This window comes from Candidatus Dadabacteria bacterium, assembly GCA_026706695.1.
Lineage (GTDB): Bacteria > Desulfobacterota_D > UBA1144 > Nemesobacterales > Nemesobacteraceae > Nemesobacter.
This window is the reverse complement of the sequence record JAPOYE010000089.1, coordinates 13,560-37,440: the sequence shown is the minus strand read 5'-3', so window position 1 is coordinate 37,440 and position 23,881 is coordinate 13,560. Positions and strand designations below refer to the sequence as shown.

24 protein-coding genes, 2 tRNA genes and 1 other RNA gene are annotated in these 23,881 nt (G+C 50.1%); 14 read left to right on the top strand and 13 right to left on the bottom strand.

The genetic code is table 11. The features are described 5' to 3' along the window. Positions 1 to 2: 2 nt before the first annotated feature. The 5 genes from OXG10_06865 to OXG10_06845 all read right to left on the bottom strand — a co-directional run bounded on the left by OXG10_06865 (position 3) and on the right by OXG10_06845 (position 6,719). Positions 3 to 1,667, bottom strand: coding sequence for a radical SAM protein (locus OXG10_06865; GenBank protein ID MCY3827082.1), 1,665 nt, complete (start codon positions 1,665 to 1,667; stop codon positions 3 to 5). Beyond that, a complete protein-coding gene (locus tag OXG10_06860) occupies positions 1,668 to 2,669 on the bottom strand; it encodes a hypothetical protein (GenBank protein ID MCY3827081.1) in 1,002 nt (333 codons plus the stop codon). It lies immediately after the preceding gene. Positions 2,670 to 2,693: 24 nt separating this feature from the next. Continuing rightward, on the bottom strand, positions 2,694 to 4,160 hold the full coding sequence (locus OXG10_06855; protein MCY3827080.1) for a DEAD/DEAH box helicase: 1,467 nt from the start codon (positions 4,158 to 4,160) through the stop codon (positions 2,694 to 2,696). Between the two features lie 414 nt (positions 4,161 to 4,574). Further along, positions 4,575 to 5,594, bottom strand: coding sequence for a hypothetical protein (locus OXG10_06850; GenBank protein ID MCY3827079.1), 1,020 nt, complete (start codon positions 5,592 to 5,594; stop codon positions 4,575 to 4,577). A gap of 156 nt (positions 5,595 to 5,750) precedes the next feature. Beyond that, complete coding sequence (locus OXG10_06845) at positions 5,751 to 6,719, bottom strand: radical SAM protein (protein ID MCY3827078.1); 969 nt, start codon at positions 6,717 to 6,719, stop codon at positions 5,751 to 5,753. 101 nt (positions 6,720 to 6,820) lie between these two features. Between OXG10_06845 and OXG10_06840 the strand changes: the two genes are divergently transcribed. The 5 genes from OXG10_06840 to cimA are packed head-to-tail and all read left to right on the top strand — an operon-like array spanning position 6,821 to position 11,955. Beyond that, a complete protein-coding gene (locus tag OXG10_06840) occupies positions 6,821 to 7,102 on the top strand; it encodes a hypothetical protein (protein MCY3827077.1) in 282 nt (93 codons plus the stop codon). 30 nt (positions 7,103 to 7,132) lie between these two features. Further along, positions 7,133 to 8,689, top strand: coding sequence for an NAD(P)H-hydrate dehydratase (locus OXG10_06835; GenBank protein MCY3827076.1), 1,557 nt, complete (start codon positions 7,133 to 7,135; stop codon positions 8,687 to 8,689). Between the two features lie 5 nt (positions 8,690 to 8,694). Beyond that, a complete protein-coding gene (gene tsaE / locus OXG10_06830) occupies positions 8,695 to 9,189 on the top strand; it encodes a tRNA (adenosine(37)-N6)-threonylcarbamoyltransferase complex ATPase subunit type 1 TsaE (protein MCY3827075.1) in 495 nt (164 codons plus the stop codon). Continuing rightward, positions 9,132 to 10,370 carry an aspartate kinase gene (locus OXG10_06825; GenBank protein MCY3827074.1) on the top strand — a complete coding sequence of 413 codons (1,239 nt, stop codon included), beginning with the start codon at positions 9,132 to 9,134 and terminating at the stop codon, positions 10,368 to 10,370. The genes tsaE and OXG10_06825 overlap by 58 nt, the downstream gene beginning before the upstream one ends. Further along, positions 10,363 to 11,955, top strand: coding sequence for a citramalate synthase (gene cimA, locus OXG10_06820; GenBank protein ID MCY3827073.1), 1,593 nt, complete (start codon positions 10,363 to 10,365; stop codon positions 11,953 to 11,955). The genes OXG10_06825 and cimA overlap by 8 nt, the downstream gene beginning before the upstream one ends. Here cimA and OXG10_06815 read toward each other — a convergent pair. The 3 genes from OXG10_06815 to OXG10_06805 are packed head-to-tail and all read right to left on the bottom strand — an operon-like array spanning position 11,952 to position 14,334. Further along, complete coding sequence (locus OXG10_06815) at positions 11,952 to 12,914, bottom strand: rhodanese-related sulfurtransferase (protein MCY3827072.1); 963 nt, start codon at positions 12,912 to 12,914, stop codon at positions 11,952 to 11,954. The genes cimA and OXG10_06815 overlap by 4 nt on opposite strands. Beyond that, positions 12,907 to 13,770, bottom strand: a complete 864-nt coding sequence (locus OXG10_06810; GenBank protein MCY3827071.1) for a hypothetical protein — start codon at positions 13,768 to 13,770, stop codon at positions 12,907 to 12,909. The genes OXG10_06815 and OXG10_06810 overlap by 8 nt, the downstream gene beginning before the upstream one ends. A 9-nt stretch (positions 13,771 to 13,779) precedes the next feature. Next, on the bottom strand, positions 13,780 to 14,334 hold the full coding sequence (locus tag OXG10_06805) for a hypothetical protein (GenBank protein MCY3827070.1): 555 nt from the start codon (positions 14,332 to 14,334) through the stop codon (positions 13,780 to 13,782). Between the two features lie 196 nt (positions 14,335 to 14,530). Here OXG10_06805 and OXG10_06800 point away from each other — a divergent pair, with 196 nt between their 5' ends. The 3 genes from OXG10_06800 (at position 14,531) to moeB (ending at position 16,411) form a co-directional block, all read left to right on the top strand. Then, the gene (locus tag OXG10_06800) at positions 14,531 to 14,734 is read left to right on the top strand and encodes a cold-shock protein (GenBank protein MCY3827069.1); all 204 of its coding nucleotides are present in this window, start codon (positions 14,531 to 14,533) and stop codon (positions 14,732 to 14,734) included. Positions 14,735 to 14,908: 174 nt separating this feature from the next. Further along, positions 14,909 to 15,115, top strand: a complete 207-nt coding sequence (locus tag OXG10_06795) for a cold-shock protein (protein MCY3827068.1) — start codon at positions 14,909 to 14,911, stop codon at positions 15,113 to 15,115. A 147-nt stretch (positions 15,116 to 15,262) separates the two neighbouring features. Next, positions 15,263 to 16,411: a molybdopterin-synthase adenylyltransferase MoeB gene (gene moeB, locus OXG10_06790; GenBank protein MCY3827067.1), complete on the top strand. Its 1,149-nt coding sequence runs from the start codon at positions 15,263 to 15,265 to the stop codon at positions 16,409 to 16,411. 40 nt (positions 16,412 to 16,451) lie between these two features. Here moeB and OXG10_06785 read toward each other — a convergent pair. Together OXG10_06785 and OXG10_06780 are read right to left on the bottom strand one after the other, a co-directional pair. Continuing rightward, a tRNA-Leu gene (locus OXG10_06785) sits at positions 16,452 to 16,535 on the bottom strand. Between the two features lie 49 nt (positions 16,536 to 16,584). After that, a complete protein-coding gene (locus tag OXG10_06780; protein MCY3827066.1) occupies positions 16,585 to 17,121 on the bottom strand; it encodes an NUDIX hydrolase in 537 nt (178 codons plus the stop codon). Between the two features lie 129 nt (positions 17,122 to 17,250). On the opposite strand from OXG10_06780, the gene OXG10_06775 reads away from it, so the two are divergent. Beyond that, positions 17,251 to 17,342 (top strand) — tRNA-Ser (locus OXG10_06775). Between the two features lie 102 nt (positions 17,343 to 17,444). Then, on the top strand, positions 17,445 to 18,191 hold the full coding sequence (locus OXG10_06770) for a methyltransferase domain-containing protein (protein MCY3827065.1): 747 nt from the start codon (positions 17,445 to 17,447) through the stop codon (positions 18,189 to 18,191). A gap of 100 nt (positions 18,192 to 18,291) precedes the next feature. Here OXG10_06770 and OXG10_06765 read toward each other — a convergent pair whose 3' ends face one another. Then, on the bottom strand, positions 18,292 to 18,645 hold the full coding sequence (locus OXG10_06765) for a cupin domain-containing protein (protein MCY3827064.1): 354 nt from the start codon (positions 18,643 to 18,645) through the stop codon (positions 18,292 to 18,294). A 117-nt stretch (positions 18,646 to 18,762) separates the two neighbouring features. Continuing rightward, positions 18,763 to 19,116: a cupin domain-containing protein gene (locus OXG10_06760; GenBank protein ID MCY3827063.1), complete on the bottom strand. Its 354-nt coding sequence runs from the start codon at positions 19,114 to 19,116 to the stop codon at positions 18,763 to 18,765. Between the two features lie 295 nt (positions 19,117 to 19,411). On the opposite strand from OXG10_06760, the gene ffs reads away from it, so the two are divergent. From ffs to recR, 4 genes are all read left to right on the top strand, one after another. Next, an RNA gene (ffs, locus tag OXG10_06755) (signal recognition particle sRNA small type) lies at positions 19,412 to 19,509 on the top strand. 11 nt (positions 19,510 to 19,520) lie between these two features. Beyond that, positions 19,521 to 21,218, top strand: a complete 1,698-nt coding sequence (gene dnaX, locus OXG10_06750; GenBank protein MCY3827062.1) for a DNA polymerase III subunit gamma/tau — start codon at positions 19,521 to 19,523, stop codon at positions 21,216 to 21,218. Between the two features lie 4 nt (positions 21,219 to 21,222). After that, positions 21,223 to 21,546, top strand: coding sequence for a YbaB/EbfC family nucleoid-associated protein (locus OXG10_06745; protein MCY3827061.1), 324 nt, complete (start codon positions 21,223 to 21,225; stop codon positions 21,544 to 21,546). Between the two features lies 1 nt (position 21,547). Continuing rightward, on the top strand, positions 21,548 to 22,153 hold the full coding sequence (recR, locus tag OXG10_06740) for a recombination mediator RecR (GenBank protein ID MCY3827060.1): 606 nt from the start codon (positions 21,548 to 21,550) through the stop codon (positions 22,151 to 22,153). 9 nt (positions 22,154 to 22,162) lie between these two features. Here the strand turns inward: recR and OXG10_06735 are convergent, their stop codons facing one another. Beyond that, on the bottom strand, positions 22,163 to 23,818 hold the full coding sequence (locus OXG10_06735; GenBank protein ID MCY3827059.1) for a carbon starvation protein A: 1,656 nt from the start codon (positions 23,816 to 23,818) through the stop codon (positions 22,163 to 22,165). Between the last annotated feature and the right edge of the window lie 63 nt (positions 23,819 to 23,881).

The following is a 23,881-nucleotide window of genomic DNA, read 5'->3' as shown; positions in this document are numbered from 1 at the left end:
TCCTAAGTGCCGCATATGGTCTCACTTATGGAAGGTGGTTCCGGCTCCTTAGAAGTCTCTTTCTTTTCGATTGCATCGTCCCGTTCGTAAAGGCCAGAATCTTCTACGATTTCTTCCTCACTCGGTAGCAAGAAACCTTGATTGACTGGAGGAAACATTGAAGAGACTCGTTCGGAGCTAGTTACCATTGACTCATTCTTTGTTCCCAGGGTGTGAAACAATATGGCTTGACGAACCAGCGAGTCAACCCTGCTTGTTCCAGCGATTCTGGCGTACTGTCTTCCTCTGGCTTTCTCCCCACCAAAGCAAGAGGCAAGATAGCCTAGCAATTCGTCTTCTTGATTCGAAGACATGCGGTTCCGAAGTATTTCATACTCCTCCCGCACTGAACGTCCAGCACCTTTTTCGTAATGTTCGCGATGAAAAATGAACCCATGCGGAAGACTCAGCAGGCGCTTAAATTCCTCTTGATTGCTTCCGTAGGCATGATTGAAGAAAGTTTCACTGCCACTTACAACGCCGTGAGTTGCCTGCAACATAACCTGAAAGGAGCGAAGGTAATATCGATTCCAATGTTTCCCTATGTGAGAACGGTCCTTGAGCGTGACGGGTTGATACCGCATGGGGAAGGACCAGATGCGAATTCCAAGTTCCGCGTTCAGCTTAATGTTCAGCTTCATTCGATTGTACAGGTCTTCCGGAGTGTCCATGAAATTATATAGCATATAATTGGAGAGTGACGTGATGCCGTTGTCAGCAGCCATGCGAACCGCCGTACTGTATACTTTTCGAATACCGATATGATCAAACGCAATCCGTAGGGGACTGATACAAATAGTCGCCATTTCCCTCAGGTACATCGGCGATTTCACCAGTATTCTAGCATCGACACCTTGGTTGAAGTCCACACGCCGTTTGAGGCGTCTTCCATCGCGCTCCAAGCGGCTTCCCGAGGTAAATCCGAGGTCACGGATTTCCGCAATGATTTCCTTGTAACGAGAAGAAGCGGTGATGTTGTTATCCATCAGTATGAGATCTTTTTTTGGACCGTACTTCGCTTCAATACCTTCAACTAGTTGGGATAAAGGGGGCATTTCTTTCTGCATTCCCTCAAGTTTTGGAACGCCACAGAAATGGCATTTACGGATACACCCTCTAGACGCATAACCAAAATAGGCATCGTTAACGGGATAGGTGTAATCTATATCATCAAGGATATCGTAATCCGGGACATGTTCCTCAATTGGTGTACCAGTAACATCGTCAGCACCGAAATCACCTTCGTCAGCAGATAGTCGCAACGCGCGCGCAGGGGCTCTGTCAAGCAGGCCAGCAATAAACCGGACTCCAGCCCATTTAGGTTCTTTGATAAATTCATCGTGCATAAGAGAAGCCGCTATACCTCCCACGAACACGCGTTCCGGTTGGTTACCTGCGGCTCTTATGGCAAAATCGATGGCTTTTGAAGTGCGGTCCCACTCAAAGCTGAAAAGCGTGGTCACATATACACGGTCCCATGCTTCGCTCAACACTGAAAAATCCTCTCCCTTAGCAAACCGCAACTTATCACCTCGATTTCGGTGATATGCCGCCAGCTTCATTAACCCCAAGGGAGGGTATTTATTCTTGTACCCAGGTTCAAGCAGCAGAATACTCTTTCCAAGCATTTAGTTTGCCTCATTCGTCATTCTAACTATCCTTCCAACTTCTCTTTCCAGCTTGCGCACATCTTGCCTAAATGCATTAAGGTCGTTCTTATCCAACTTCTTGACATTCTTTTTCTCTATACCTTCCAGAATTGCTTTCGCCTCGCGTATTCTTTCCTGCACATTACTGATCTTGGCCCTTTGATACGCATTGTCCAAGCCAATAGTTCCTTCAATGTATTTGTTGAGAACCTTGGGCTTTTTTATAATGGCCGGCAATTTCTTCCTAAGCTCTTGGGCCGTAAAATCCAAATCTTCCTCTTCATTATCTCCCAGATTGCGAATACGTTCTAACAACGCACTTTTCAAGTCCGGGCGTTGGTTCATATCGCTTGAGTGGTTCCTAACCAAAACATCGTAATGACTAAAATGAGACCTGTCTCTATCGTTGTTGTTCCGCATCGTTTCAACAACCTTAATTCTGGTACGGATCGTCCCTTCAGACTCACCGAATAGTTTGGCAATCTTAGGCAGGGGGAATCCCTGTGTCTTGCGTGCGTATGCAAAGTTGGCCTTTTCGTAAGCGGACCACTCTGTTTTGCCTTTGACATGAATTTGATTTAGATAAGCTATTTGTTGTTCATCAGAGAGCGTTTGAACAATATCGCAAGGGATAAGCTCCCAGTCTTCTTTCTTTGTTTTCTCGTACAGTATTCGATATACAGCTAATCGGGAGTTGCCCTCAATAACTTGCATTGTGTCGAGTCGGACTAAGATTCGTTCCATCAAGCCACCATGCCTTTCTATTTCTCGTACAAGGTTCTTTACGCTTGGTTCTGCCTGAAGTTTTTCAAAAATTTTTTCCTGCTGCACAGCCTCAGGAAGGTCTTCGAAATCCGGTTCCTCGTATATACAAGAATAAACTCTGGGGTTGTCTTTCAGAAATCTTAGCTCATATATATTGTGATAATCGTTGCTTACTTGTACGGTTTCTCGCAATATCTTTATCTCATTTTCTCTCATATCTTAACATCCTCCAGATTCATACTATTTATCCTTGTCGGACAAAAGTATCTGTGCTAAAGCATCCGACAGGTCAAAATTAAACTCAGTGTCAAAACTGTCTTTTGATATATCTCCTTGTACAAGCCGGGCTGCCTGATACTTAGCATTCAGCAGATCATCCACCCATTCATCAATGGTGTTTTTAGCGAGTATGTTGTGTACGAAACACTCTTCGGTCTGAGAAATCCTGTGGATTCGGTCCTGTGCCTGAATATAGTCATCAAGACTGAAACTTCGGTCATAGAATATCGCATGGTTAGCCACTGTTAAGGTTAGTCCTTCTTTGGCGGCACCCGGCGTGGCCAGCAAGACCCTGCAATCTTTATTCGATTTGAACCTTCTGATAGATTGGTTTCGGTCTGAAACGGACATAGAACCATGCACCTTTTGTGGCACAAATTCCTCCAGCTTGCCACATAGCCATTCAACGTTGTCAATGAACCCGGTCCACACAATTACCTTGTTCGACCAAATGTTGATGTCGTCAAGCAGTTCGACCAGTTTAAGGTATTTCGCAGGAAGTTCTTCGTACGTATCATCTACAAGGGATGGATTCGAAGCACACTGAACAAGCCTTAGAAGGCGTTTCAGAATATCTTCCGCATTATCGGTAACAAAGCCATCGACACTCTGTAGTTCATAAGACATATCGTCTCTGTATGAGGAATATATTGCTGCTTGGCGAGACTCCAGTGCAACGAGATGAGTCAGGATGGTTTTGCTCGGCAAGTTCAGCCCCGCTGAGCTCTTTGTTTCTCTCACGGAAAACCCTTTCAGTTTATCCATTATTCCTGCCAGCTGAAAACCATATTCTTTCGTTTTGCCTAGAGTCGACGGAAGGTCAGCAAACTTCTTGAAATCGTCAAACGAGTCACCTAGCGCTTCGCCACCATCTAGAAACTTGATCTGCGACCACACATCGTAAGGACGGTTAGCTACAGGGGTTCCCGTCATAATTACGCGGCGGGTAAATTCTTCTGCAAGTGAATGGAAACATGTTGAAAGTCGTGCGTCCGGATTCTTGATCTTTTGGCTTTCATCCAGAACGGCTCCAACCCTGCAAGTACGGAGGAAATCTCGTATCAAGTCGAAGTTTGAGGATATGACCTCGTAGTTCATGACATAGACCAGTATCGGAGAGTTAAGAGAGATACTGTTGTCACGGCGATTACCGGATAAAATCCTTGGAGTTACATGGCAGTGAGAAGCCAATTCATCGCACCAGTTTTGAACTAGTGTTTTTTTTGTGACCACGAATACCGTATCAACCACATCTTCACTCAGCCAAAGCAACATGAGGTCAATTGCTATTTTCGTCTTGCCTAGACCCTGCTCATGAAAAATCGCTGCGTACGGAAGAGACTTTATCTCTCTTACGGCATCTAGTTGATAAGGGTAACCCTCATGTTTAGCGCTCAATTTAGGCGGTTTTCTCAGTACAAACGCCAATTTATACCCTCACTCGAATCTAATCGCCAAAAATCACAACCGTCAAAAATTTCAATTTCCGTGCTAACAACCTGTAATTCCTTCCTGATGAAGCGTAGAAAGGTCTTTGCACGGTCAGCTCTGTAACCGGTCACGGCCATAATGAAGAGATTCGTTTCGTTTCGGTCCAGATATCTAATAAAGGCTACAACTTGGTCATGCGTATGTCGATTGTCTATATCCCCATCTGTCTTGGCTTCCGCAATGACAACGGGATATCCTCGCTTCTGCGTGGCGTATACATCAGGTCTAAAGCGGTCAATCTTCGGCGGCACTTCGTCTCCTGGATTTTGCTGTAGGTCTATCCGTATTGAGATGTTTGTAAATCGAGACCTCAAAGCAACCACTACCCCTTTTACCAAGGCTTTGTGTGCTTCACTCTGAGACATCTTCAAGAAGGTTCTCTAAACGAATGGATAAATCTTCCAGAGAGTTTATATTTTCAATGACATCTTCGTGCTCTTTTTCTCTTAGAGAGCGGACTTCAGAATAAGGTAGGTCATTAATACGCCGTGCGAGAATATCCGCTATCTGATATATAGTAGCATTCTCCAAAGTTGCCGTAGCAAACTTGGGATTCTTTCTGTCAAGCAACTTTATCGCATCTTCTATGGAACGTAGACCCCCATTAAGGAAAGTTTCCCTAGCCTCGTCATCATGAAGGACTTTGGGCAAGTGACGTACATCAGCCAAGCGGTGTATCTTGCCATCCCGAATCCATTCCCCGAAATCCGTTAGCTCAAATCCAGCCTGGAATATGGCATCCTTTACATTTTGCTTCTGAAGTTCTACAAAACCGCTAAATCTGTCAATACGAAATGCCGTATCGTCAACGATATCTCGATAATATTCGTTCATGTCTCGGTAAGCATCAATTTGACGTTCTATTTTGTTTCTGTCACCTCCGCAAAGAGCTATTATCTCTTCGTATTCCATGAACTCTTGGTTGCGAAGATAATCAAGATATCTAGCCTTTTCATAGGCAGGCCATTCTCTGACACCGACGAGATGGGCCGATACACGGATTGTCTCTATATCTCGCTGGCTCGCGCCTTCGATAACCAGAGCTTTAATTCGAGACCAATCACCGGGGATTTCTTGCTTGAGGAAATCCTTATATATTGCAAGGCGGGAATTTCCATCAATGCAAATTTTTTTATCTCCTACCAATACAACCGTGATCGGTTGCGTTATTCCTTTGTTAGCGTGAATTGAATCCTTCAGGCTGGAAAAAGAAGAAGTTTTTTGCTCCCCATCCGTCGCGGTCCGCAAAGCAAAATAAATACGTTCCGCATTCAATCGGTCCCCGTATTTTTCTAAGGCCATTTTTATCCTAGGGTTGTCAATGTCAAAGTCTATTTCCTCGACATTGAGAGTATCGTAACTTTCTTTCATTCCATTTCTCTCCTAATTCTTTTAAAGCGTTTGTTTTTTTATGGACTATATTATAAATGCAACAATGGTCTCAAGAATTTTCTCCACAAGTGAAGACAACTTCTTCCATTCTTCCGTAGTCAGATATTTCGAACAGCAGACCAGTTCGGCTACGTCTTAGATATAGATTCCCATGTATTCCATGGCCCTTTTGACGTTCGCCGGGCTCTGGGTCTCACCCCTGCAGCTGTACCAGCAGGAAGTGCACTTGGTTTTTTCGTAAAGATCCGGTCTGTATTCGCTGTAGTGGGCAGCCACGGGCATCTCGGAGCAGCGTTTTAAGTGTCCGCTCGGGGTAACGTGTATCTGATTGATGCCGGCCAGGCAGTCGGGAACGCTTCCCCTCTCAAAATAGCCCGGGATTTCCCTCAGGTAGTACTCGGTTGAGAGTATCGTCCCCTTCCACTTCTTTCGAAGCGCGATCAGTTCCTCTACAAGGTCACTTACCTTCGAGAGAGCTTCCCTTTTCACGAAGTGGTCTTCGTTGTTGGTTTTCATGACCGAGTAGGAGCTGAAGGATATGGCTATTCCCCACTCCCTGGCCTTCTTCGCTATCTCGACCACCTCGTCGAGATTGTCTTCCATTATTATGGTGTTAAGCACGAGGCTTTTGTCGGGAAACCGCTCCGCCAGTTCGGGCAGGGTTTCCGACAGCTTTTTCCAGAGACCCGGAATGCCTCTGTATGTGTCGTGCTTTTCGCCCGGAAAATCAAGGGAAACGGCGATCTGATCCATCCCCGCGTCGAAAAGCTCTTCAGTTTTGTCCTCGGTAAGGAAATCTCCCTTGGTGACCATGGAAGTGAAAATGAATATGGAGCATCCCTTTATCTGTCTCACGATATCGGGAAGATCCTTTCTGATCATAGGCTCCCCGCCCGTGATAACCGTGACGAGGGGGTTTATTTTCTTTATTACGGGAGTGTAGTCAGAAAGACGCTCTTCGTGTTTTGTCTGCCAGTAGTCGCAGAAATCGCAGCGGGCGTTGCAAAGCTTTGTTATCTCAAGATTGAGGAGTTTCGGCCTTCCGGTGGCCTTTATGTAGAAATACTTTAATGTGCCGTTTAGGGCCTGTCTTGGATGTATCATCAACTCTATCCTTCCCGTCTATTATAAATTATCCGCGTGATTTACCAAACACTTACGCAAAACTGTATAATTAATGAAGAAACCAAGGGGAGGTAAAGCACTTGTCGGTAAAAACAATAGAAGTTGAAATCTACCAGTGTGATCACGTAAGTCCCGGAGGGGAGCAATGCGAACTTTCGGGAGAAAGAAACCAGATCAAGCAGTGCGTCAGGTGCGGAATGGATATCTGCAGTCGCCACTACCAGCTGATCACGGTTAACCGAAGCGGCAGCACTCTTCTTTCCTACTATTTCTGCTTTGATCACGCCGAGGAATTCATCAGCGCGCATATAGAAAACCTCGGAGATACAAGACCCACCGGAGCAGGCGGTATGGGGAAATAGGCAAATCCGGGGGACCAGCCCCAGAGAACCATGAAACTTTCAACCAAGCAGATCTCAAGGGAAATAGACCGAAGGACGATTGAGGAATTCGGAGTTCCGGGCGTCGTGCTTATGGAGAACGCCGGAAGAGCCGTGGCGTCGGTCATCCTCGCCGAGTGTCCTTCCGCAAAGAAGATGGCGGTCATCTGCGGCGCCGGAAACAACGCAGGGGACGGTTTCGTAATCGCGCGCCATCTTATTTCCTCGGGAAAAGAGGTAAGCGTCCACATCGCAGAGAAAAAGGAACGCTACAGGGGTGACGCGAAAACGAACCTCGACTCGCTTCTCGAGATCGAAGCCGACGTAAGGGAGCTCGGCGGAAAGCTTCCCAGGATAAAGGATACGGAAGTCATAGTCGACGCCATCTTCGGTACCGGGCTCGACAGGAAGGTGGAAGGGTTTTACGAGAAGCTCATAAAATTCATAAACCGCCAGAGCGCCCGGCGCATTTCCGTCGACATACCCTCGGGACTTGACGCCGATACGGGGCAACCTCTCGGGGCAGCCGTGCAGGCCGACGTTACCGTCACCTTCGCCCCGGCGAAACTCGGGATGTGCATTCACCCGGGAGTGGATTACTCGGGAAAACTCTGCGTAACGGACATAACAATTCCCAAAACGCTTTGGGAGAACCTTCCCCTTGAACTTCTCACGTTTCAAAAATGCCGGGGCCTCATTAAAAAAAGGGCCGCCGATTCACACAAAGGAACCTACGGACACCTTCTCGTGCTCGCAGGCTCTCCGGGAAAAAGCGGGGCTGCGGTCCTCTCCGCCGAGGCAGCCCTTCGCGCCGGAAGCGGACTCGTAACCCTGGGGGTTCCAAAAAGCATATCCTCGGCTGTTGAGGAAAAGACAACCGAGGTAATGTCCGTTTCGCTTAAGGACTCAAAGGACGGAACCTTCCATCCCGACGCCTACGAAGAGGTGCTCCGGGAACTTGAAGGCAAAAAGACGGCTCTTGCCGTCGGCCCCGGGATATCGACTTCCAAAAGCGCAGGGAAGTTTCTTGAGAAGGTGATAACCCAGTGCGAAGTGCCGGTCACGCTCGATGCCGACGCCCTTAACATAGTTTCAAAGAACCCCGAGATTCTAAGGAAAACGGAAATTCCCGCGGTAATAACTCCGCACCCAGGGGAAATGGCAAGACTCTGCGGCGTAAGAACAAAACAGGTGCAGGATGACCGCGTCGGGATCTCGACCCGTTTTTCCGAAAAATACGGCTGCTACGTCGTTCTTAAGGGAGCGAGAACGGTCGTCTCCACTCCCGGCGGGGAGGTGTTCATAAACCCGACCGGAAATTCCGCCATGGCCACGGCCGGAACCGGAGACGTGCTTACGGGAATAATCGGGGGACTCGCGGCCCAGGGATACGACCCCCTTCAGTCCTGCCTGCTCGGCGTCTTCCTCCACGGCCACGCGGCCGACCTTCTTTTAGATGAAACGGGCACCGCGGGCTTTACCGCCTCTGAAATATCGCGTAAAATCCCCGCTTCAAGAAATTCCGTCATCTCATCCACGAAAGAAAGGCATTTCGCCACGGTAAGATAGTTCCCATGGACCCCGCATTCCTACTAGAAGTGAGCAAACCCGAGCAGACTATGCTTTGCGGCGAGATACTGGGGAAACTCATACCCCGGGGCTCCGTAGTGGGACTCACGGGAGATCTCGGGGCGGGAAAAACGGTTTTCGCCAAGGGTCTTGCCCGCGGCCTGGGAATAGAGGATGAACCCAACAGCCCCACATTCGTCATAATGAACTGCTACGAAGGCAGCGTGCCTCTTTTTCACTTCGATGTCTACAGGCTGTCTGGCGGGGCGGAGTTCGAGGATACGGGTTATGAGGAATTTTTCTACGGAGACGGAGTTTCCGTCGTGGAATGGGCGGACAAGGTACGGGATGTATTACCGGGAAACGCTGTTATAATTGATATCCAATTCCCGCCCCGAGGGGATGAGGAATCGAGAACAATAAAGGTTGCAGGTAAGGGAAAATGGCTCTTGTCGTTCAGAAATACGGCGGAACAAGCGTTGCTAGCATCGAGAAAATAAGGCGCGTAGCCGAGCATATAGTAGCAACGAAAAAGAAGAAAAACGACGTGATAGCGGTGGTTTCCGCCATGGCTGGGGAAACCGACAGGCTGGTCGGCCTCGCAAAAGAGATAATGGATCCTCCCGATGAAAGGGAGTTTGACGTTATAACCTCAAGCGGGGAGCAGGTATCCTCCGGCCTTGTGGCGATGACTATAAAATCGCTCGGGCAGGACGCGATATCTTTCCAGGGACACCAGATAAGGATCACCACCGACAACATTTACTCCAAGGCGAAGATAAAATCGATTGACGACAGAAACATCCGTGTCGCCCTGAGTGAAAAAAAAGCGGTCGTAGTAGCGGGATTCCAGGGAGTCGACGAGAACGGGAATCTTACCACGCTCGGGCGGGGAGGCTCCGACCTGACCGCGGTGGCGCTCGCGGCCGTGATGGGAGCCGACGCGTGCGAACTCTACAAGGATGACGTGGACGGGGTATACACCACGGATCCCGGGATCTGTCCCGACGCAAGAAAACTCAACTGTATCTCCTATGACGAGATGCTCGAGATGGCGTCCTTGGGCTCCAAGGTGCTTCAGGCCCGCGCGGTGGAATTTGCAAAAAAATTTAAAGTGCCTATACATGTTAAGTCAACTCCGAGGCCCGAGGACGAAGGAACGTGGGTCTTGGATGAGGAAAAAGTTATGAAATCCATGGAAGAAGTTCTGGTATCGGGAGTTTCTTACGACAGGGATCAGGCTAAGATCACCGTGACCCAAGTGCCCGATCAGCCCGGCATAGCGGCCAAGCTCTTCTCGTCGCTAGCGGACAATAACATCGTGGTCGACATGATCGTTCAGAACGTGAGCACGGAAGGGTTTACCGACCTCACGTTCACCGTGCCCAAGTCGGATTTCAAGAAATCAATAGAACTCTCTGAGAAGATGGCCCGGGAGCTAGGGGGAAAGCAGGTGCTCTCCGACAACCTTATCTCCAAGGTCTCCCTGGTGGGATTGGGGATGAAGACCCACTCCGGAGTGGCTTCGCGCATGTTCAAGACCCTTGCAAACGAGGGAATTAACATTATGATGATAAGCACTTCGGAAATAAAAATCTCCTGCGTGCTTGAGGAAAAAGACACGGAGACCGCAGTAAGAACTCTTCACAACGCCTTTAATCTTGGAAAAACCGATGAGTAATTCGAGAACCGTTGAGATATACGACGTGACCCTGCGTGACGGAACCCAGGGGGAAAACATATCCTTTTCCATACACGACAAGATCCGGATAACGCAAAGACTGGATGACCTCGGGGTGCATTACATCGAGGGCGGATGGCCCGGCTCTAACGAGAGGGACAAGGGGTATTTTGAGGAAGCGAAGAAACTGGGGCTTAAAAACGCGAGCGTCGCGGCTTTCGGAAGCACAAGACGCGCAAGGAAAAGCTGCGAGGAAGACGCTAGCATACAGGCGCTTCTGGAGGCCGAAACCCCGGTCGTGACGATCGTCGGGAAAAGCTGGGACTTCCAGGTCACAGAAGCTCTCAAAATAGAGCTTGAAGAGAACCTCGAGCTCGTACACGACTCGATCGAGTACCTGAAACGCCACGTGGACAAGGTGTTTTTTGACGCCGAGCATTTTTTTGACGGCTGGAAGAGAAACTCCGAGTACTCAGCGAAGGTTCTTGAGACCGCCTACGGGGCGGGAGTCGACACGGTCGTTTTATGTGACACAAACGGCGGCTCCATGCCTTGGGACGTCGAGGGCGCCATAAGGGAAGTTAACGGCATGTTCGATAACCCGAGCCTAGGAATACACACCCATAACGACAGCGAAGTCGGGGTCGCTAACACCCTTTACGCCGTAAGGGAGGGAGCATCCCAGGTCCAGGGAACCATGAACGGCTACGGGGAGCGGTGCGGAAACGCCAATCTCTGCGCCATAATACCGAATATCGCCCTGAAGCTCGGGATGGATTCCATCTCCGCAGAGGACCTGAAAAAACTCTATTCCGTGTCCCACTTCATTCATGAGCTCACCAATCTTGCACCTCTTAAGAAACAGGCATTTGTCGGTGAGAGCGCCTTCGCTCACAAAGGGGGAATACACGTAAGCGCCGTAATGAAGAATTCAGACACCTACGAGCACGTAGAGCCCCAGAGCGTCGGCAACAGGAGGCGGGTGCTGGTCTCTGACCTCTCCGGACGGGCCAACATAGCTTATAAGGCGCAGGAACTGGGAGTGGAAATAGACCCCAAGGACGAAAGAATCCTCGAGATACTGAACGAACTTAAGGTTCTGGAAAACCAGGGTTACGAGTTCGAGGGGGCGGACGCGTCCTTTGAACTGCTGGTGAGAAAAACCCTCGGAACATACAAAAAGCGGTTTCACCTGAAAAACACCCGGACACTGGTCGAAAAACGGGAAGGTGACGAGGAGCCGCTCTCGGAGGCCACCGCGGAAGTCCGAGTAAACGGCGTCACGGAATATACAGTGGCAAGGGGAACCGGCCCCGTAAGTGCGATAGACAGGGCGCTTCGGAAATCGCTTGAGAAATTCTTCCCGAGTCTTAAGACCCTGAGGCTGTTCGATTACAGGGTAAGGGTAGTGTCGAGGTCGGGCGGTACCGACTCCGTGGTAAGGGTGCTTGTGGAATCGGGAGACGGGGAGAAGAGATGGAGCACGGTGGGGGTTTCCGACAACATAGTGGAAGCGAGCTGGAAAGCTCTTGTCGACAGCATAGACTACAAGATCTTAAAGGACGAACTCGAAGCCCGAGATTAACCCTGCGCCCGTTTCGCGCTCCCTCTTTTTATTACGGCCCCGAGATGTTTGCGGTTTCTCTCTCTGGCAAGCCTCATCTGCTTCTGTCTTTCCTCAAGCGATGAAATCCTCTCTGGAGTAAGCTTTGCGTGGCAGCGGGGGCACGATATTCCCTCACGGAACTCCTCGGATTCCCTGTCCTCCGGAGATACGGGGGCCCTGCAGTTTCTGCATGTGCTCCAGATTCCCCTAGAAAGGTCGTGGCTGACCGAGGTGCGGTCGTCAAACACGAAACACTCCCCTTCCCAGAGGCTCTGCTCGCGCGGAACCCGCTCGAGGTAGGAAAGCACCCCTCCTTCAAGTTGATACACCCGCTGAAATCCCCGCTCGAGAAGATAGGATGTCGCTTTCTCGCACCTTATCCCGCCCGTGCAGAACATCGCAACCTCCTTGTGCTCCGCGGGGTCGAGGTTTTTCCTCACGTACTCGGGAAACTCCCTGAAGTGCTCCGTCTCGGGATTCACGGCGCCCCTGAAGGTTCCGACGCGGTTTTCGTAATCGTTTCTTGTGTCTATAAGAAGCACGTCGGAGCGGCTTATAAGCTCATTCCACTGCTCGGGCGGTATGCGCTGCCCCGAGAGACGCTGCGGCTTTATGGCGCTTACGCCCATGGAGACCAACTCCTTCTTGAATTTCACCTTAAGCCGGTGAAATGGGCTTTTCTTGTTGTAACTAAGCTTGTACTGCGCACCCGAGAGCCTGGTGTCGCTCTCAAGATGGGCAATAAGCCCGTCTATGCCCTCCCGGGGACCCGCCACGGTGGCGTTTATTCCCTCAGAAGCGAGAATGAAGGTGCCGTTTATGCCGTTTTCCCCGCAAAGCGAGAGCAGGGAGTTCTTTATTTCGAAAAGGCCGTCAAGATCAACGAACTTGTAGAAGGAAAAGACGGCAATGCCACGGCTGTCGGGCTGCTTACTCATCCGCCCCTGCCCTGCTCAGGCTCTCCCACTTTGAGAGGTAAGCCAGAAGGTGCCGTCGCCTTTCGGGGCTCTCGGCCTCTTGCCTTATCATTTCGCGAAGCAGCCGCTGCTCCTCCGCGTACTGCTCTGAATCGAAGTGTCCGATCGAGTGGGCCATCCTGAGCCAAAGAAGATAGGTAGTAAGAGCGTCGCACTCGTTATAGGCGACTATCTCGTCAAGTCTTCCCTCAAGCCACATCGGAGCAACCTGCTTTCCATCCACCCCCTCCATCTTACCCGGGATTCCGCTCACGACCGATATTTCGTGAAGAGACGGGGTGCCTTTCCCCCAGGCGCTTACGCAACGCATCAAATCGACGTTCCAGTCGCTTCCGCGGGCAAAAAAATCGGCCCCTTCCCAAGGCCTGTTAGGTCTCTGCGTGAAAAAACCACCTTGGAGTCCGTGCTTGATCATTCTTTGGGCAAGAATCGGTATGTCGGAACCCGAGGAGTTATATCCCACGAGCTGCGGGTGGTGCTTGTCGAGAATCCTGAAAAAGTCTTCTATGATTCTTCTCTCCGAGCAATCCTCTTCAGAAGTCGGAATCGACGGAATCGAGTGAAGCTTGAGCCTTGAAGCCGTTCCGTCTCTCTCCGCTTCCCGGAAGACCATCGAGATGGAAACTATTTTCGAGAGGACCGTCTTGAGAAACGGCATCGGCTCTTCCTCGGTCGCCCCGCCCTGCTGCCACATGAACTCGGTCACCTCGCGATCGGACATATCCCCCGGAAGTCCGTACGCGGCCTTTCCCGACTCGGGGTCGGGAACCCACTCTATGTCAAAAGCTAGAACCCGGGATTTTACGTCTCTGAACATGCGCCTTGGTCAGCTCCTTATGTAGGTGCGCATGAAAAGTATTATCGCGAAAAGGGTCGGTACAAGCAAAAACGCCTGGGAGATAAGTATCCCCTTGAGCCTTGTTATCTCGAAGCCGCGCTCAACAACCAATGTGTACAGGGGTGGTTGCGAAGCTACACTTGTAAAAGACTGGATCACGTAATCTGTCGCCCCGGGGTTTTCGAACTCGAATATCTTCACTCCCCTCTTTCCCATGTAACTGTACCTTTTCTTAGAATCGGGCACCTTGAGTTCCACGTTTTCCGCGTCGGAAGCTTTTCTCAGGTAAACGACTATCGAGCTCTCATCGCCGGAGTCCCCGCCTGTCTCTCCTTCATCGAAAGCGCTCTTGTACTGGTGGTAGATTGAATAAACCCCCTCCTCCTCAAGCCTGATTGAGTGGCTTCCCGGAAAAGTGTATTCGTTAAGCGTCGCGCCGAGCCCCGTGAAACTTTTCACTACGTTATAAAAGAAAAGCCCCCCTCCGAGCAGAAACAGCGCTACGCAGAAAATGTAGATTCTTTTTTTCTTCCTGTCTTCCATTGATTTTATACCTGCTTAAGAATCCGCTTTGTGCGGATTTGAGATGCACGTAATTATACTGCGAAAAGTTCTGAGAGCCACTATATAGTTTCCTCACTAACCTAGAATTCTTCCTAGAGAAGGAAAAATTCTATTTGACAAAGCGATAGAGGTCTGGAATAATCCCGCGGATATTAAATTTCTAGAGGTAGGTATTATAATGCAGGGAACTGTAAAATGGTTTAATAGCTCCAAAGGCTATGGATTTATAACATCCAGCGAAGTACAGGATGATGTTTTTGTTCATTACACCGCTATTGAGGGCGAGGGTTACAAGACTCTCAATGAAGGCGACGAAGTAACCTTTGAGATCACTCAAGGTAAAAAAGGACCCACCGCAACAAACGTTGTGCCTGCTTAAGAGTTCGCTTCGCGCGGATTTTAGGTCCACGCAGGTATACAGCGAAACACTTTGAGAACTACTGTATGGACTCCTCCGTACCCAGGATTTTCTCTGGAAACGGAGGAGGTACAGTTTGACAAAGCAATAGAGGTGTGGAATAATCCCGCAAATATTAATTTAGAGGTAGGTATTATAATGCAGGGAACTGTAAAATGGTTTAATAGCTCCAAAGGCTATGGATTTATAACATCCAACGAAGTGCAGGATGATGTTTTTGTTCACTACACCGCTATTGAGGGCGAGGGTTACAAGACTCTCAATGAGGGTGACGAAGTAACCTTTGAGATCGTTCAAGGTAAAAAAGGACCCACCGCAACAAACGTAATAAAGACTTCCTAAGGGAACTAAGAATCCGGTTATTTTGTTTCCTGGGGAAAAATCCCGTTTCTTAACTGACGGGAAAGTTGCGTTTGCGGTTTGAAAATATGCAAATCATGTACTAACTTTAGTGTCTGAATATTTTAGATCGCAAGGAAGGTATTCAAAATGGACTTGAGCAACCAGGAGATAACTAGGTACAGCAGGCACCTTATAATGCCCGAAGTCGGCATTGAGGGACAGAAAAAACTCAAAAACTCAAAGGTCCTCTGTATCGGCGCCGGAGGGCTCGGGTCTCCGCTTGCTCTATACCTCACGGCCGCGGGGGTCGGCACACTGGGAATACTGGACTTCGACGTTGTCGATTTCAGCAACCTGCAAAGGCAGGTGATCCACAGCGAGAAGACCGTTGGCACTCCCAAGGTGGAATCCGCAAGAGACCGTCTCCTGGAACTTAACTCCGATACCAATATCGTTACCTATAACGAGATGCTGAATTCGGACAACGCCATGGACATAATGAAAGACTATGACGTGGTCGTCGACGGGACGGACAATTTCGCCACGAGGTATCTCACAAACGATGCCTGTGTTTTCCTCGGAATTCCGAACGTCTACGGAAGCATCTTCAGGTTCGAGGGTCAGGTAAGCGTGTTCGACGCGAAAAGAGGCCCCTGCTACAGGTGTCTCTATCCAGAGCCCCCTCCCCCGGGACTGGTGCCGAGCTGCGCCGAAGGAGGAGTGCTGGGAATACTGCCCGGAGTTGTGGGAACCATTCAGGCATCAGAGGTCGTAAAGCTTATAATCGGCGAGGGGACGCCCCTTATAGGAAGGCTTCTCTTTATTGACGTCCTCAACATGGAGCCGAGGATACTGAAGCTCCGAAAAGATCCTGACTGCCCCGTCTGCGGCGAGAACGCGACCGTGACCGAACTCATAGACTACCAGGAGTTCTGCGGTATCGGCCGAGGCGAAGAGGTTGAAGAGGAAAAACCCAAGGTCGAGGAGATAACCGTTGAGGAGTTCAGCTCTATCAAGGAAAACGAGGCCAACTTCGTTCTGATCGACGTGAGAGAGCCCCATGAGTACGAGATATGCAACATCGAGGGCTCAAGGCTTATTCCCCTCGGCGAACTCAAGGACAGAACGGACGAGCTTGACCCCAAGGACGACATAGTCGTTCACTGCCACCACGGTGGGAGAAGCATGAAGGCCGCGACTTTCCTTGCCGAGCAGGGTTTCAGCAAGGTTAAGAACCTCAAGGGCGGCATAGACGAGTGGGCTGAGAAGTACGACTCGGAAATGGCCAGGTACTGAGGATACGGGGCTTAGAGAGAGGGAAGCGGAAGCTTTTTTCTGGGCGGAGAGGGAATCGAACCCTCACGGGCTAAAGCCCAACGGCTTTTGAGGCCGTCGCGTCTACCTATTCCGCCACCCGCCCTTAAGATAGGGGACTATTATTCTCGCTAAACCCGGAGAAATCAACAGGATCACTCCCTGAGAAAGTAAAACCCGAACGCCGCTATCACTATGCAGTGATCTATGGTGCCTTCCCTTATGTATCGTTTTATTTCCTGCGGAGAGACAAGCAGGGTTTCTATGTCTTCTGTAGTGTCAAAAGACGGTTCCGACGTCCGCTCACAGCCAGATGCAAGGAAGGTATAGCAGGAGTTTGACATAAAAGCCGGGTTCGGCCTGACGCACCCTATCTGCTCCCACCTAGTGGAGGTGAATCCCGTTTCCTCAAGGAGCTCTCTGCGCGCGCACTCAGCAGGACTTTCCCCCGGATCAATCATTCCGCCCGGGATCTCAAGCGTGATCTCTCCGGTGCCGTGGCGAAACTGCTTTATTAAAACGATTTCACCGGCGGGCGTAACGGCGATAATGTTAACCCAGTCGGGAGCGTCCATTACGTAGAAGTCGTGGACGGTACCGTCTTTGGGCGAGACGGTGCTTTTCTTTTTCGTCGAAAAAATTCTGTAGTCGTTGAGTGGAGTGCTCTTTTGAAGCTTCCATTTCTCTGGCATTTTGATAGTTTAACAAACCCCGATTCTCTTGTTAAACTAGAGAGGGTTTTTCACAAACTGCGGAAAATTGTTTATGAAACTCCCGAAAAAACGACAGTTCCGTAGTGTCATTAGAACAGAAAACTGCACGGAGAGATGACCGAGTGGCCGAAGGTGCACGCCTGGAAAGCGTGTAGGGGGTTTACGCTCCCTCGTGGGTTCGAATCCCACTCTCTCCGCCATTGACTTGAAACGAATTTCTTACGCCCCTGACGGTATAATTTCAAAAGCCAGAGATTGGTACTAACCTCAATTGCAAGAGAAATCAGAATGCGGAATTAGAGATGAACTGGGAATTATTGATTGACTTGCACAAGAGCAACGACCGGCAGGGTCCGGGAAGCGAAGAGCAAACGAAAATGGCGATAACCCTGTCGGGTTTATCCTGTGCTTCCGAGATACTGCAGGTTGCCGATATAGGGTGCGGAACCGGAGCCTCAACGTTGGTGCTGGCGGAAAATCTGAATGCCAACATCACAGCCGTTGATCTGTTCCCCGAATTTCTGAGTGTGCTGACGACCAATGCTGAGAAACAAGGACTGGCCGACAAGATCAGAACACTGGCCTGTTCCATGGACGACCTGCCGTTTGAAGAAGGAAGCCTTGATGCCATATGGGCCGAGGGCGCAGTTTACAACATGGGCTTCAAAAAAAGCGTTGCCTATTTCAAACGCTTCTTAAAACCTAGCGGCATACTAGCCGCATCTGAAATCACGTGGCTGACGCAGAGCCGCCCGGATGAAATCAGATCCTACTGGGACAATGAATATCCGGAAATTGCCACCGCCGCGGATAAAATCAAGGTGCTTGAGGAACAAGGATTTATTCTGAAGGGCTATTTCCCTTTGCCTGTATCTTGCTGGATTGATAACTACTACGATCCGCTACGAAGCGGCTTTGATGCATTTCTGGCCAAGCACGATACCGAGGAAGCAAAGGAGGTCATTGATGCGGAAACAAACGAAATCACGCTCTATGAAAAATACCGGAACTATTACAGCTATGGCTTTTACATTGCCCGCAAGTCCTGAAGTGACCAAGGTAAACAGGCAATCACAGCGTAATTTACGGCAATTGCTGTTTCCCGTATGGTTCAAACACACCGCAAGACTCAGATAAGCCCAGGTACGATCATTTTATAAGCTCTATCTTATCTTCAAGATTCGGCACAAGACACAGAAACTCAAAAGGCTCATCGCCATCAACTTCATACCAGTGCGGCACCCCGGCAGGAATAAAGACTACGTCATCCTTCTCGACGTTATACACCTCGTCTCCAATTCCAATCCGAGCCCTGCCACCAAGCACGTACTGCTCATGCTCAACTGCGTTGGTATGAGCGGGGATATCACCCCCGGGCTGCATAACAAATTTTCTCATCGCGAAGTTCGGACCTTCCTCCGGACTGATGAGAACCTGCCTTGAAGTACCCTGCCCTGCTCCGATAATCGTACTCTCTACTTCTTTAACTTTCTTTACATACATAATTTTCATTATAGCACAGAAAAGACGGATTATTCCATAGACATTTAGGGGAATCATATGCAGTCCCGGCTGACCTTAACGAGCGGGCATCAGCCTTTCCTGTCTTTTCCGGAGCGGCTATTTTGCGAAAACCATCTCGTTGTCTCTATTCGGCAAAACCGACAGAAGCTCAAAAGGCTCCTCTCCGTAAGCTTCATACCAGTGCGGCTCTCCGGCGGGGATAAACACAATGTCGCCCTTCGCTACTTTATAAACCTGATCCCCGATTCCGACTCTGGCCGTACCGCCTAGAACATACTGCTCATGCTCGGCGCCACTTGTATGAGCGGGAATGCCGCCCCCAGGTTCGATGACAAGCTTTCTCATAGAGAAATTAGGACCCTCCTCAGGGCCTATTAGCATCTGCCTTGAAACGCCATTGGCAGACTCCAGAACCTCGCTCTCTATATCGTCAATGTTTTTTACGTGCATGCGCTTTTACCTCCAACTGATTCCGACTTTTACTTATAGTATCCCACGATTTTATATACAGATAGTTTATTAAAATCTTATTTATCTTTTGTTCAATACAAGTGAAGCCTCGCAGAGAAATAAACAATCCAAGCAAAAAGGCATTGCGAGGAAGATCCGCCAACCGTAACATTGTGCCGTTTTCCCCTGATATAAAACGAAATTCCCGACCGCGCATTTCTAAAAAAGCCGTTTTTGTGTAGATTGATTACCTACCGAGTCGCGACGGTTCATATGTTTGGAGAATGCAATCCAGTGGCCGGGCCCGTACGACTGGGGCTTGCGAACCCCGCCAGGCCCGGAAGGGAGCAACGGTAGCAAAAACCTCCGTGCGTTACGGATACCTGGTCGCTGGTTTTAATAAAATGGCATATAGAGTACTCGCCCGCAAGTGGCGCCCCCAGACTTTCGAAGACCTGATAGGTCAGGAATTCCCCGCCGTCACCCTCAGAAACTCAATCGAATCCGGGAAGATAGCCCACGCACTGCTTTTCGCCGGCCCGAGAGGCACGGGAAAGACATCCACGGCGAGAATCGTCGCCAAGGCCATAAACTGCGAGAGAAAAGACGGGGAGAGATACCCCTGCTCAACGGACCAGTGCCCAAGCTGCGAGGGGATATCGGAGGGAAAATCGCTTGACGTGCAGGAGATCGACGCCGCGTCGCACACGGGCGTGGCCGACGTTCGCGAGATCATAGAGAGCGTTAAATACTCCCCGGCTTCCGCAAGAAAAAAAGTCTACATAATCGACGAAGTGCACATGCTCTCCCAGTCGGCCTTTAACGCCCTCCTTAAGATAATGGAAGAGCCCCCGGAGCACGCGATCTTCATACTGGCGACCACGGAGGCCCACAAGGTTCCCCCGACCATTATGTCCCGCTGCCAGAGATACGACTTCAAGAAAATACCTGTCGAGAAAATAAAGGAGTCTCTCGAGAAAATAACAAAGGCGGAGGGGATAAAAATCGATACGGAAACCCTCTACCTGATCGCAAGGGAATCTGAGGGCAGCATGAGGGATTCACTGAGCCTGCTTGACCAGCTGACCGTGTCCTTCGAAGACAAAATAACCCACAAGGACGTGATAGGCCTGCTCGGCATACCGGATAACGAGTCGCTCAAAAGCATCCTGAGAGCCGTTTTCGCCAAGGAACCGGCAAAATGCGTGGAGCTCGTGCGAAACGCAGCGTCAAAGGGGATAAGCCCTAGGAGGATGGCCCAAGACATCATTTACATGTTCAGGAACCTGCTCTACCTTAAAATCTGCGGCAAGGATTTTACTTCCGACCTGTCCCCGGATGAAAAGGACGAGCTTTCAGAACTGGTAAAAGACGAATCCACGGAAACCGTAGAGCTTCTCTTTAACATAATAATCGACGGGGGAGAGAGAATACGCGGCTCCTTTTACCCGGAAATCGTGCTTGAGCTCGCGCTTGTAAAGATGAGCACCGTCGGAAAAGTAGAGAAGATAGACGACATCCTGAAAAGGCTTGAGAGACTGTCTCCGCAGGCTTCCGGCACGGGAAAAACACCGGGCTCCCCTGGAGGACAGACTAAAACCGCAGAGCGCCGTCCCGAGAAACGGGAAGACAAACCCGCGGAGAAAGAGAGCAAGCACGTTGAAGAAAAAGACGCGGGCGAAAACGAAAAACTGGCAAAGCAAACACCTGCGTCTGCGGCCGGGGAGCAGACCTCGGGCGACGGTCCCGCAAAACAGGAGATCGTCAACTTTGTGCACGGCAAAGACAAGTTTTTAGCAAGAAAGCTTGCCCAGGCCCACCTGCTTGAAGTAAGTGGGAACCGGGTAAGCATAAAATTTCTTAAAAACGGCATAAATCATGAAAAAGAGCTTAAAAAATCAGGAAAATTAAGAGAGATACTAAAGGAGATGCTAGGCGTTGGGAAAGTAAAGATCGAGGTGGATACCATAAACGATGAGGGGATTAACGGAACCGGCGGCCCCTCAAGAAAGCCTGATCCCGCAGAGGACGAGATAGTTAACTACGCAATCCGGCAGTTTGACGCCAGCGTGATAAAAAGAAAAAATTTAAGCCAGGGGTGAAAAAATGAAACTGGGCGGAAACATGAAAAACATCATGAAGCAGATGGGGAAAATGAAGGAGCAGATGGAGCGCCTTCAGAACGAGGCCGGGGAAAAGACCGTGGAGGCTTCTTCCGGAGGAGGAATGGTCACGGTTACCGCAAAGGCAAAGGGGGAGATAGTATCAATAGTCGTAGAGCCCGAAATAATAAGCGAAACCGACATTGAGATGCTACAGGACCTAGTGACAGCTGCTGTAAACGAGGCCCTTTACAAGGGACAGGAGCTTATGAAAGACGAAGTCTCGCGCTTCACCGCCGGCATGGGGCTTCCGCCGGGGCTTATCTAAGATGCCAAGAACCGGCCTTCCCGAGCCGATCTCAAGACTAATAGAAGAACTTTCCAAACTTCCGGGAATCGGCGAAAAAAACGCGACACGCCTTGCATTTCACATATTCCGATCATCGGAAGCCTACGCGCGCAGCCTCTCAAGCGCAATAATCAGAACCAAATCCGACGTAAGCACATGCGGCACGTGCTTTAACTTCACGGAAAAGGACCCGTGCGCGATCTGCTCGGATCCTTCAAGAGACCCGCAGGTCCTCTGCGTCGTTGAAGAACCACTTGACCTGCTGGCAATTGAGAGAAGCGGGGAGTTCCGGGGAAAATACCACGTCCTCCACGGGGTAATCTCTCCTCTTGAAGGCGTAGGCCCAGAAGACCTCCGGATAAAAGAACTTCTAGCGAGAGCGGAGCGTGAGGATATAAGAGAGATAATAGTCGCGACCGGCACAAACGTCGAAGGCGAAGCCACCGCGGTTTACCTCTCAAGAACAATAAAGCCCCTCGGGATCAAAACCTCGAGAATAGCCTACGGAATACCCGTCGGCGGAGACATAGAGTTCATAGACGAACTCACGCTTGGCAAGGCGCTTCGGGACAGAAAGGAAATGTAACGCAGAGTCTCAGCCGTCGCCCGGGGTTTTCCTCGACACGACTGCAGCCTCAAAAATCAGCCAGACGGCAAGAACGAACATTATCGCCGAGAGACCGAAAAGAAGCGCGTTATCCAGAAAATACTTAAGGTTGAAAAATATGGAGGCAGTAGTCATGGCCACCAGGAAAATCATAGGCACGAGCGTGTAGATAAACGGTTTTTTCGATCTTTTTAGGTAAAGAGTAATCAGAAGCAGCGTGATTCCGGCTATCAGCTGGTTTGTAGCGCCGAAAAGAGGCCAGAGCAAAAACCCGCCCGAGCCTGGCCCCTTGCCGGGAACCTGCGCGAAAAGCGCGAGAGCGAGCGGAGGCACAATGGCGAAGAATGCCCCGATATACCTGTTTTTAAGAGCCTTGATTCCGTAGGCTTCCCCGAGTTCCCCTATAACGATCCTCTGTATCCTGGCCCCGGTATCAAGGGAAGTCGCCGCGAAACTTATCACTATCACGCTTATAAGGGTGGTTCCCAGTACCTCGGGAATATGGATTGAGGTAAGAAAGCTCGAAGTTCCCATGACGAAATTCGCTATGCCGCCGCTTGATGCCGATTCCCACGAATGATAGTGCTTAAGCCATTCACTACGCTCTATTCCCGCCGCGACCGCTAGAGTAGCTATCATGGCAAGGGTGCCCTCCCCCAGCATACCCCCGTAACCCACGAATCTTGAATCCCGCATCCTGTCAAGCTGCTTCGAGGTGGTTCCGCTCGCGACAAGACCGTGGAATCCGCTTACCGCTCCGCACGCAACGGTTATGAAAAGGAACGGAAGTACGGGAAGCCCATCGGCAGCAAAGTTAATGGCCGGGGCCTGCATCTCGGGATGCGCAACCATTATCCCCGTTATAAGTATCGCGAGACCTACGAAAAGATGGATTCCGTTTATGTAGTCCCTGGGCTGAAGAAGCATCCACACGGGGAGAACCGAGGCCACAAAGGAGTAGACCATTAGAATGATTACCCACGTCACCACCTGGCTTCCCATCACCTCGGGAATGGTCAGGGGAACCTTGGTTCCCGCCCAGATCATAAAGTAAAGAAGCGCAAGCGCGATTATCGATGGCCACAAGATGGGAACCCCTCTTTTGTAGAAGAGAAACCCTATAACAAGTGCCACCAGTATCTGGAAGTTCACGGGAAGCACGCTCGCGGGAAAGCTTACGAAAAGAACCGCGATCGCGTAGGCGAAAACTGCTATCACGAAAAAGACCAGGAAACAGACTATTAGAAGAAAAAGGGTTCTCCCTCTCGGGCTTATGAATATGCCGGCAAGATCCCCGACGGATCTTCCCCTGTTCCTCGCCGAGATAACCAGAGCGCCGAAATCATGAACGGCACCGATGAAGATAGTTCCGAACACAACCCAGATAATTGCCGGAACCCACCCCCAGAACACGGCTATGGCCGGCCCTATTATAGGCGCGGCGCCCGCTATGGATGCGAAATGATGCCCGAAAAGAATGTGTCTGCCGGCGGGCACGTAGTCCACGCCGTCCCGCAGCTGGTGGGCAGGAGTAGGCTCCCCTTCTCTTACTCCGTAAACTTTCTCGGAAATGAACTTTGAGTAATACCTGTACCCGATCAGGTAAAGAGCTATTACGACTATCGCTATTACGGCTGCGTTCATCCAAAGTTCCCTTAAATCAGAAAATCGCGGGTTCCATCATTATAAAGAAAAACCCGCAGGACT

Excerpts from the sequence above, each read along its gene's own strand:
- OXG10_06865 (MCY3827082.1), bottom strand. The coding sequence starts at position 1,667 with ATGCTTGGAAAGAGTATTCTGCTGCTTGAACCTGGGTACAAGAATAAA.
- OXG10_06860 (MCY3827081.1), bottom strand. The coding sequence starts at position 2,669 with ATGAGAGAAAATGAGATAAAGATATTGCGAGAAACCGTACAAGTAAGC.
- OXG10_06850 (MCY3827079.1), bottom strand. The coding sequence starts at position 5,594 with ATGAAAGAAAGTTACGATACTCTCAATGTCGAGGAAATAGACTTTGAC.
- OXG10_06845 (MCY3827078.1), bottom strand. The coding sequence starts at position 6,719 with ATGATACATCCAAGACAGGCCCTAAACGGCACATTAAAGTATTTCTAC.
- OXG10_06835 (MCY3827076.1), top strand. The coding sequence starts at position 7,133 with ATGAAACTTTCAACCAAGCAGATCTCAAGGGAAATAGACCGAAGGACG.
- tsaE (MCY3827075.1), top strand. The coding sequence starts at position 8,695 with ATGGACCCCGCATTCCTACTAGAAGTGAGCAAACCCGAGCAGACTATG.
- OXG10_06825 (MCY3827074.1), top strand. The coding sequence starts at position 9,132 with ATGGCTCTTGTCGTTCAGAAATACGGCGGAACAAGCGTTGCTAGCATC.
- cimA (MCY3827073.1), top strand. The coding sequence starts at position 10,363 with ATGAGTAATTCGAGAACCGTTGAGATATACGACGTGACCCTGCGTGAC.
- OXG10_06815 (MCY3827072.1), bottom strand. The coding sequence starts at position 12,914 with ATGAGTAAGCAGCCCGACAGCCGTGGCATTGCCGTCTTTTCCTTCTAC.
- OXG10_06810 (MCY3827071.1), bottom strand. The coding sequence starts at position 13,770 with ATGTTCAGAGACGTAAAATCCCGGGTTCTAGCTTTTGACATAGAGTGG.
- OXG10_06805 (MCY3827070.1), bottom strand. The coding sequence starts at position 14,334 with ATGGAAGACAGGAAGAAAAAAAGAATCTACATTTTCTGCGTAGCGCTG.
- moeB (MCY3827067.1), top strand. The coding sequence starts at position 15,263 with ATGGACTTGAGCAACCAGGAGATAACTAGGTACAGCAGGCACCTTATA.
- OXG10_06780 (MCY3827066.1), bottom strand. The coding sequence starts at position 17,121 with ATGCCAGAGAAATGGAAGCTTCAAAAGAGCACTCCACTCAACGACTAC.
- OXG10_06770 (MCY3827065.1), top strand. The coding sequence starts at position 17,445 with ATGAACTGGGAATTATTGATTGACTTGCACAAGAGCAACGACCGGCAG.
- OXG10_06765 (MCY3827064.1), bottom strand. The coding sequence starts at position 18,645 with ATGTATGTAAAGAAAGTTAAAGAAGTAGAGAGTACGATTATCGGAGCA.
- OXG10_06760 (MCY3827063.1), bottom strand. The coding sequence starts at position 19,116 with ATGCACGTAAAAAACATTGACGATATAGAGAGCGAGGTTCTGGAGTCT.
- dnaX (MCY3827062.1), top strand. The coding sequence starts at position 19,521 with ATGGCATATAGAGTACTCGCCCGCAAGTGGCGCCCCCAGACTTTCGAA.
- OXG10_06745 (MCY3827061.1), top strand. The coding sequence starts at position 21,223 with ATGAAACTGGGCGGAAACATGAAAAACATCATGAAGCAGATGGGGAAA.
- recR (MCY3827060.1), top strand. The coding sequence starts at position 21,548 with ATGCCAAGAACCGGCCTTCCCGAGCCGATCTCAAGACTAATAGAAGAA.
- OXG10_06735 (MCY3827059.1), bottom strand. The coding sequence starts at position 23,818 with ATGAACGCAGCCGTAATAGCGATAGTCGTAATAGCTCTTTACCTGATC.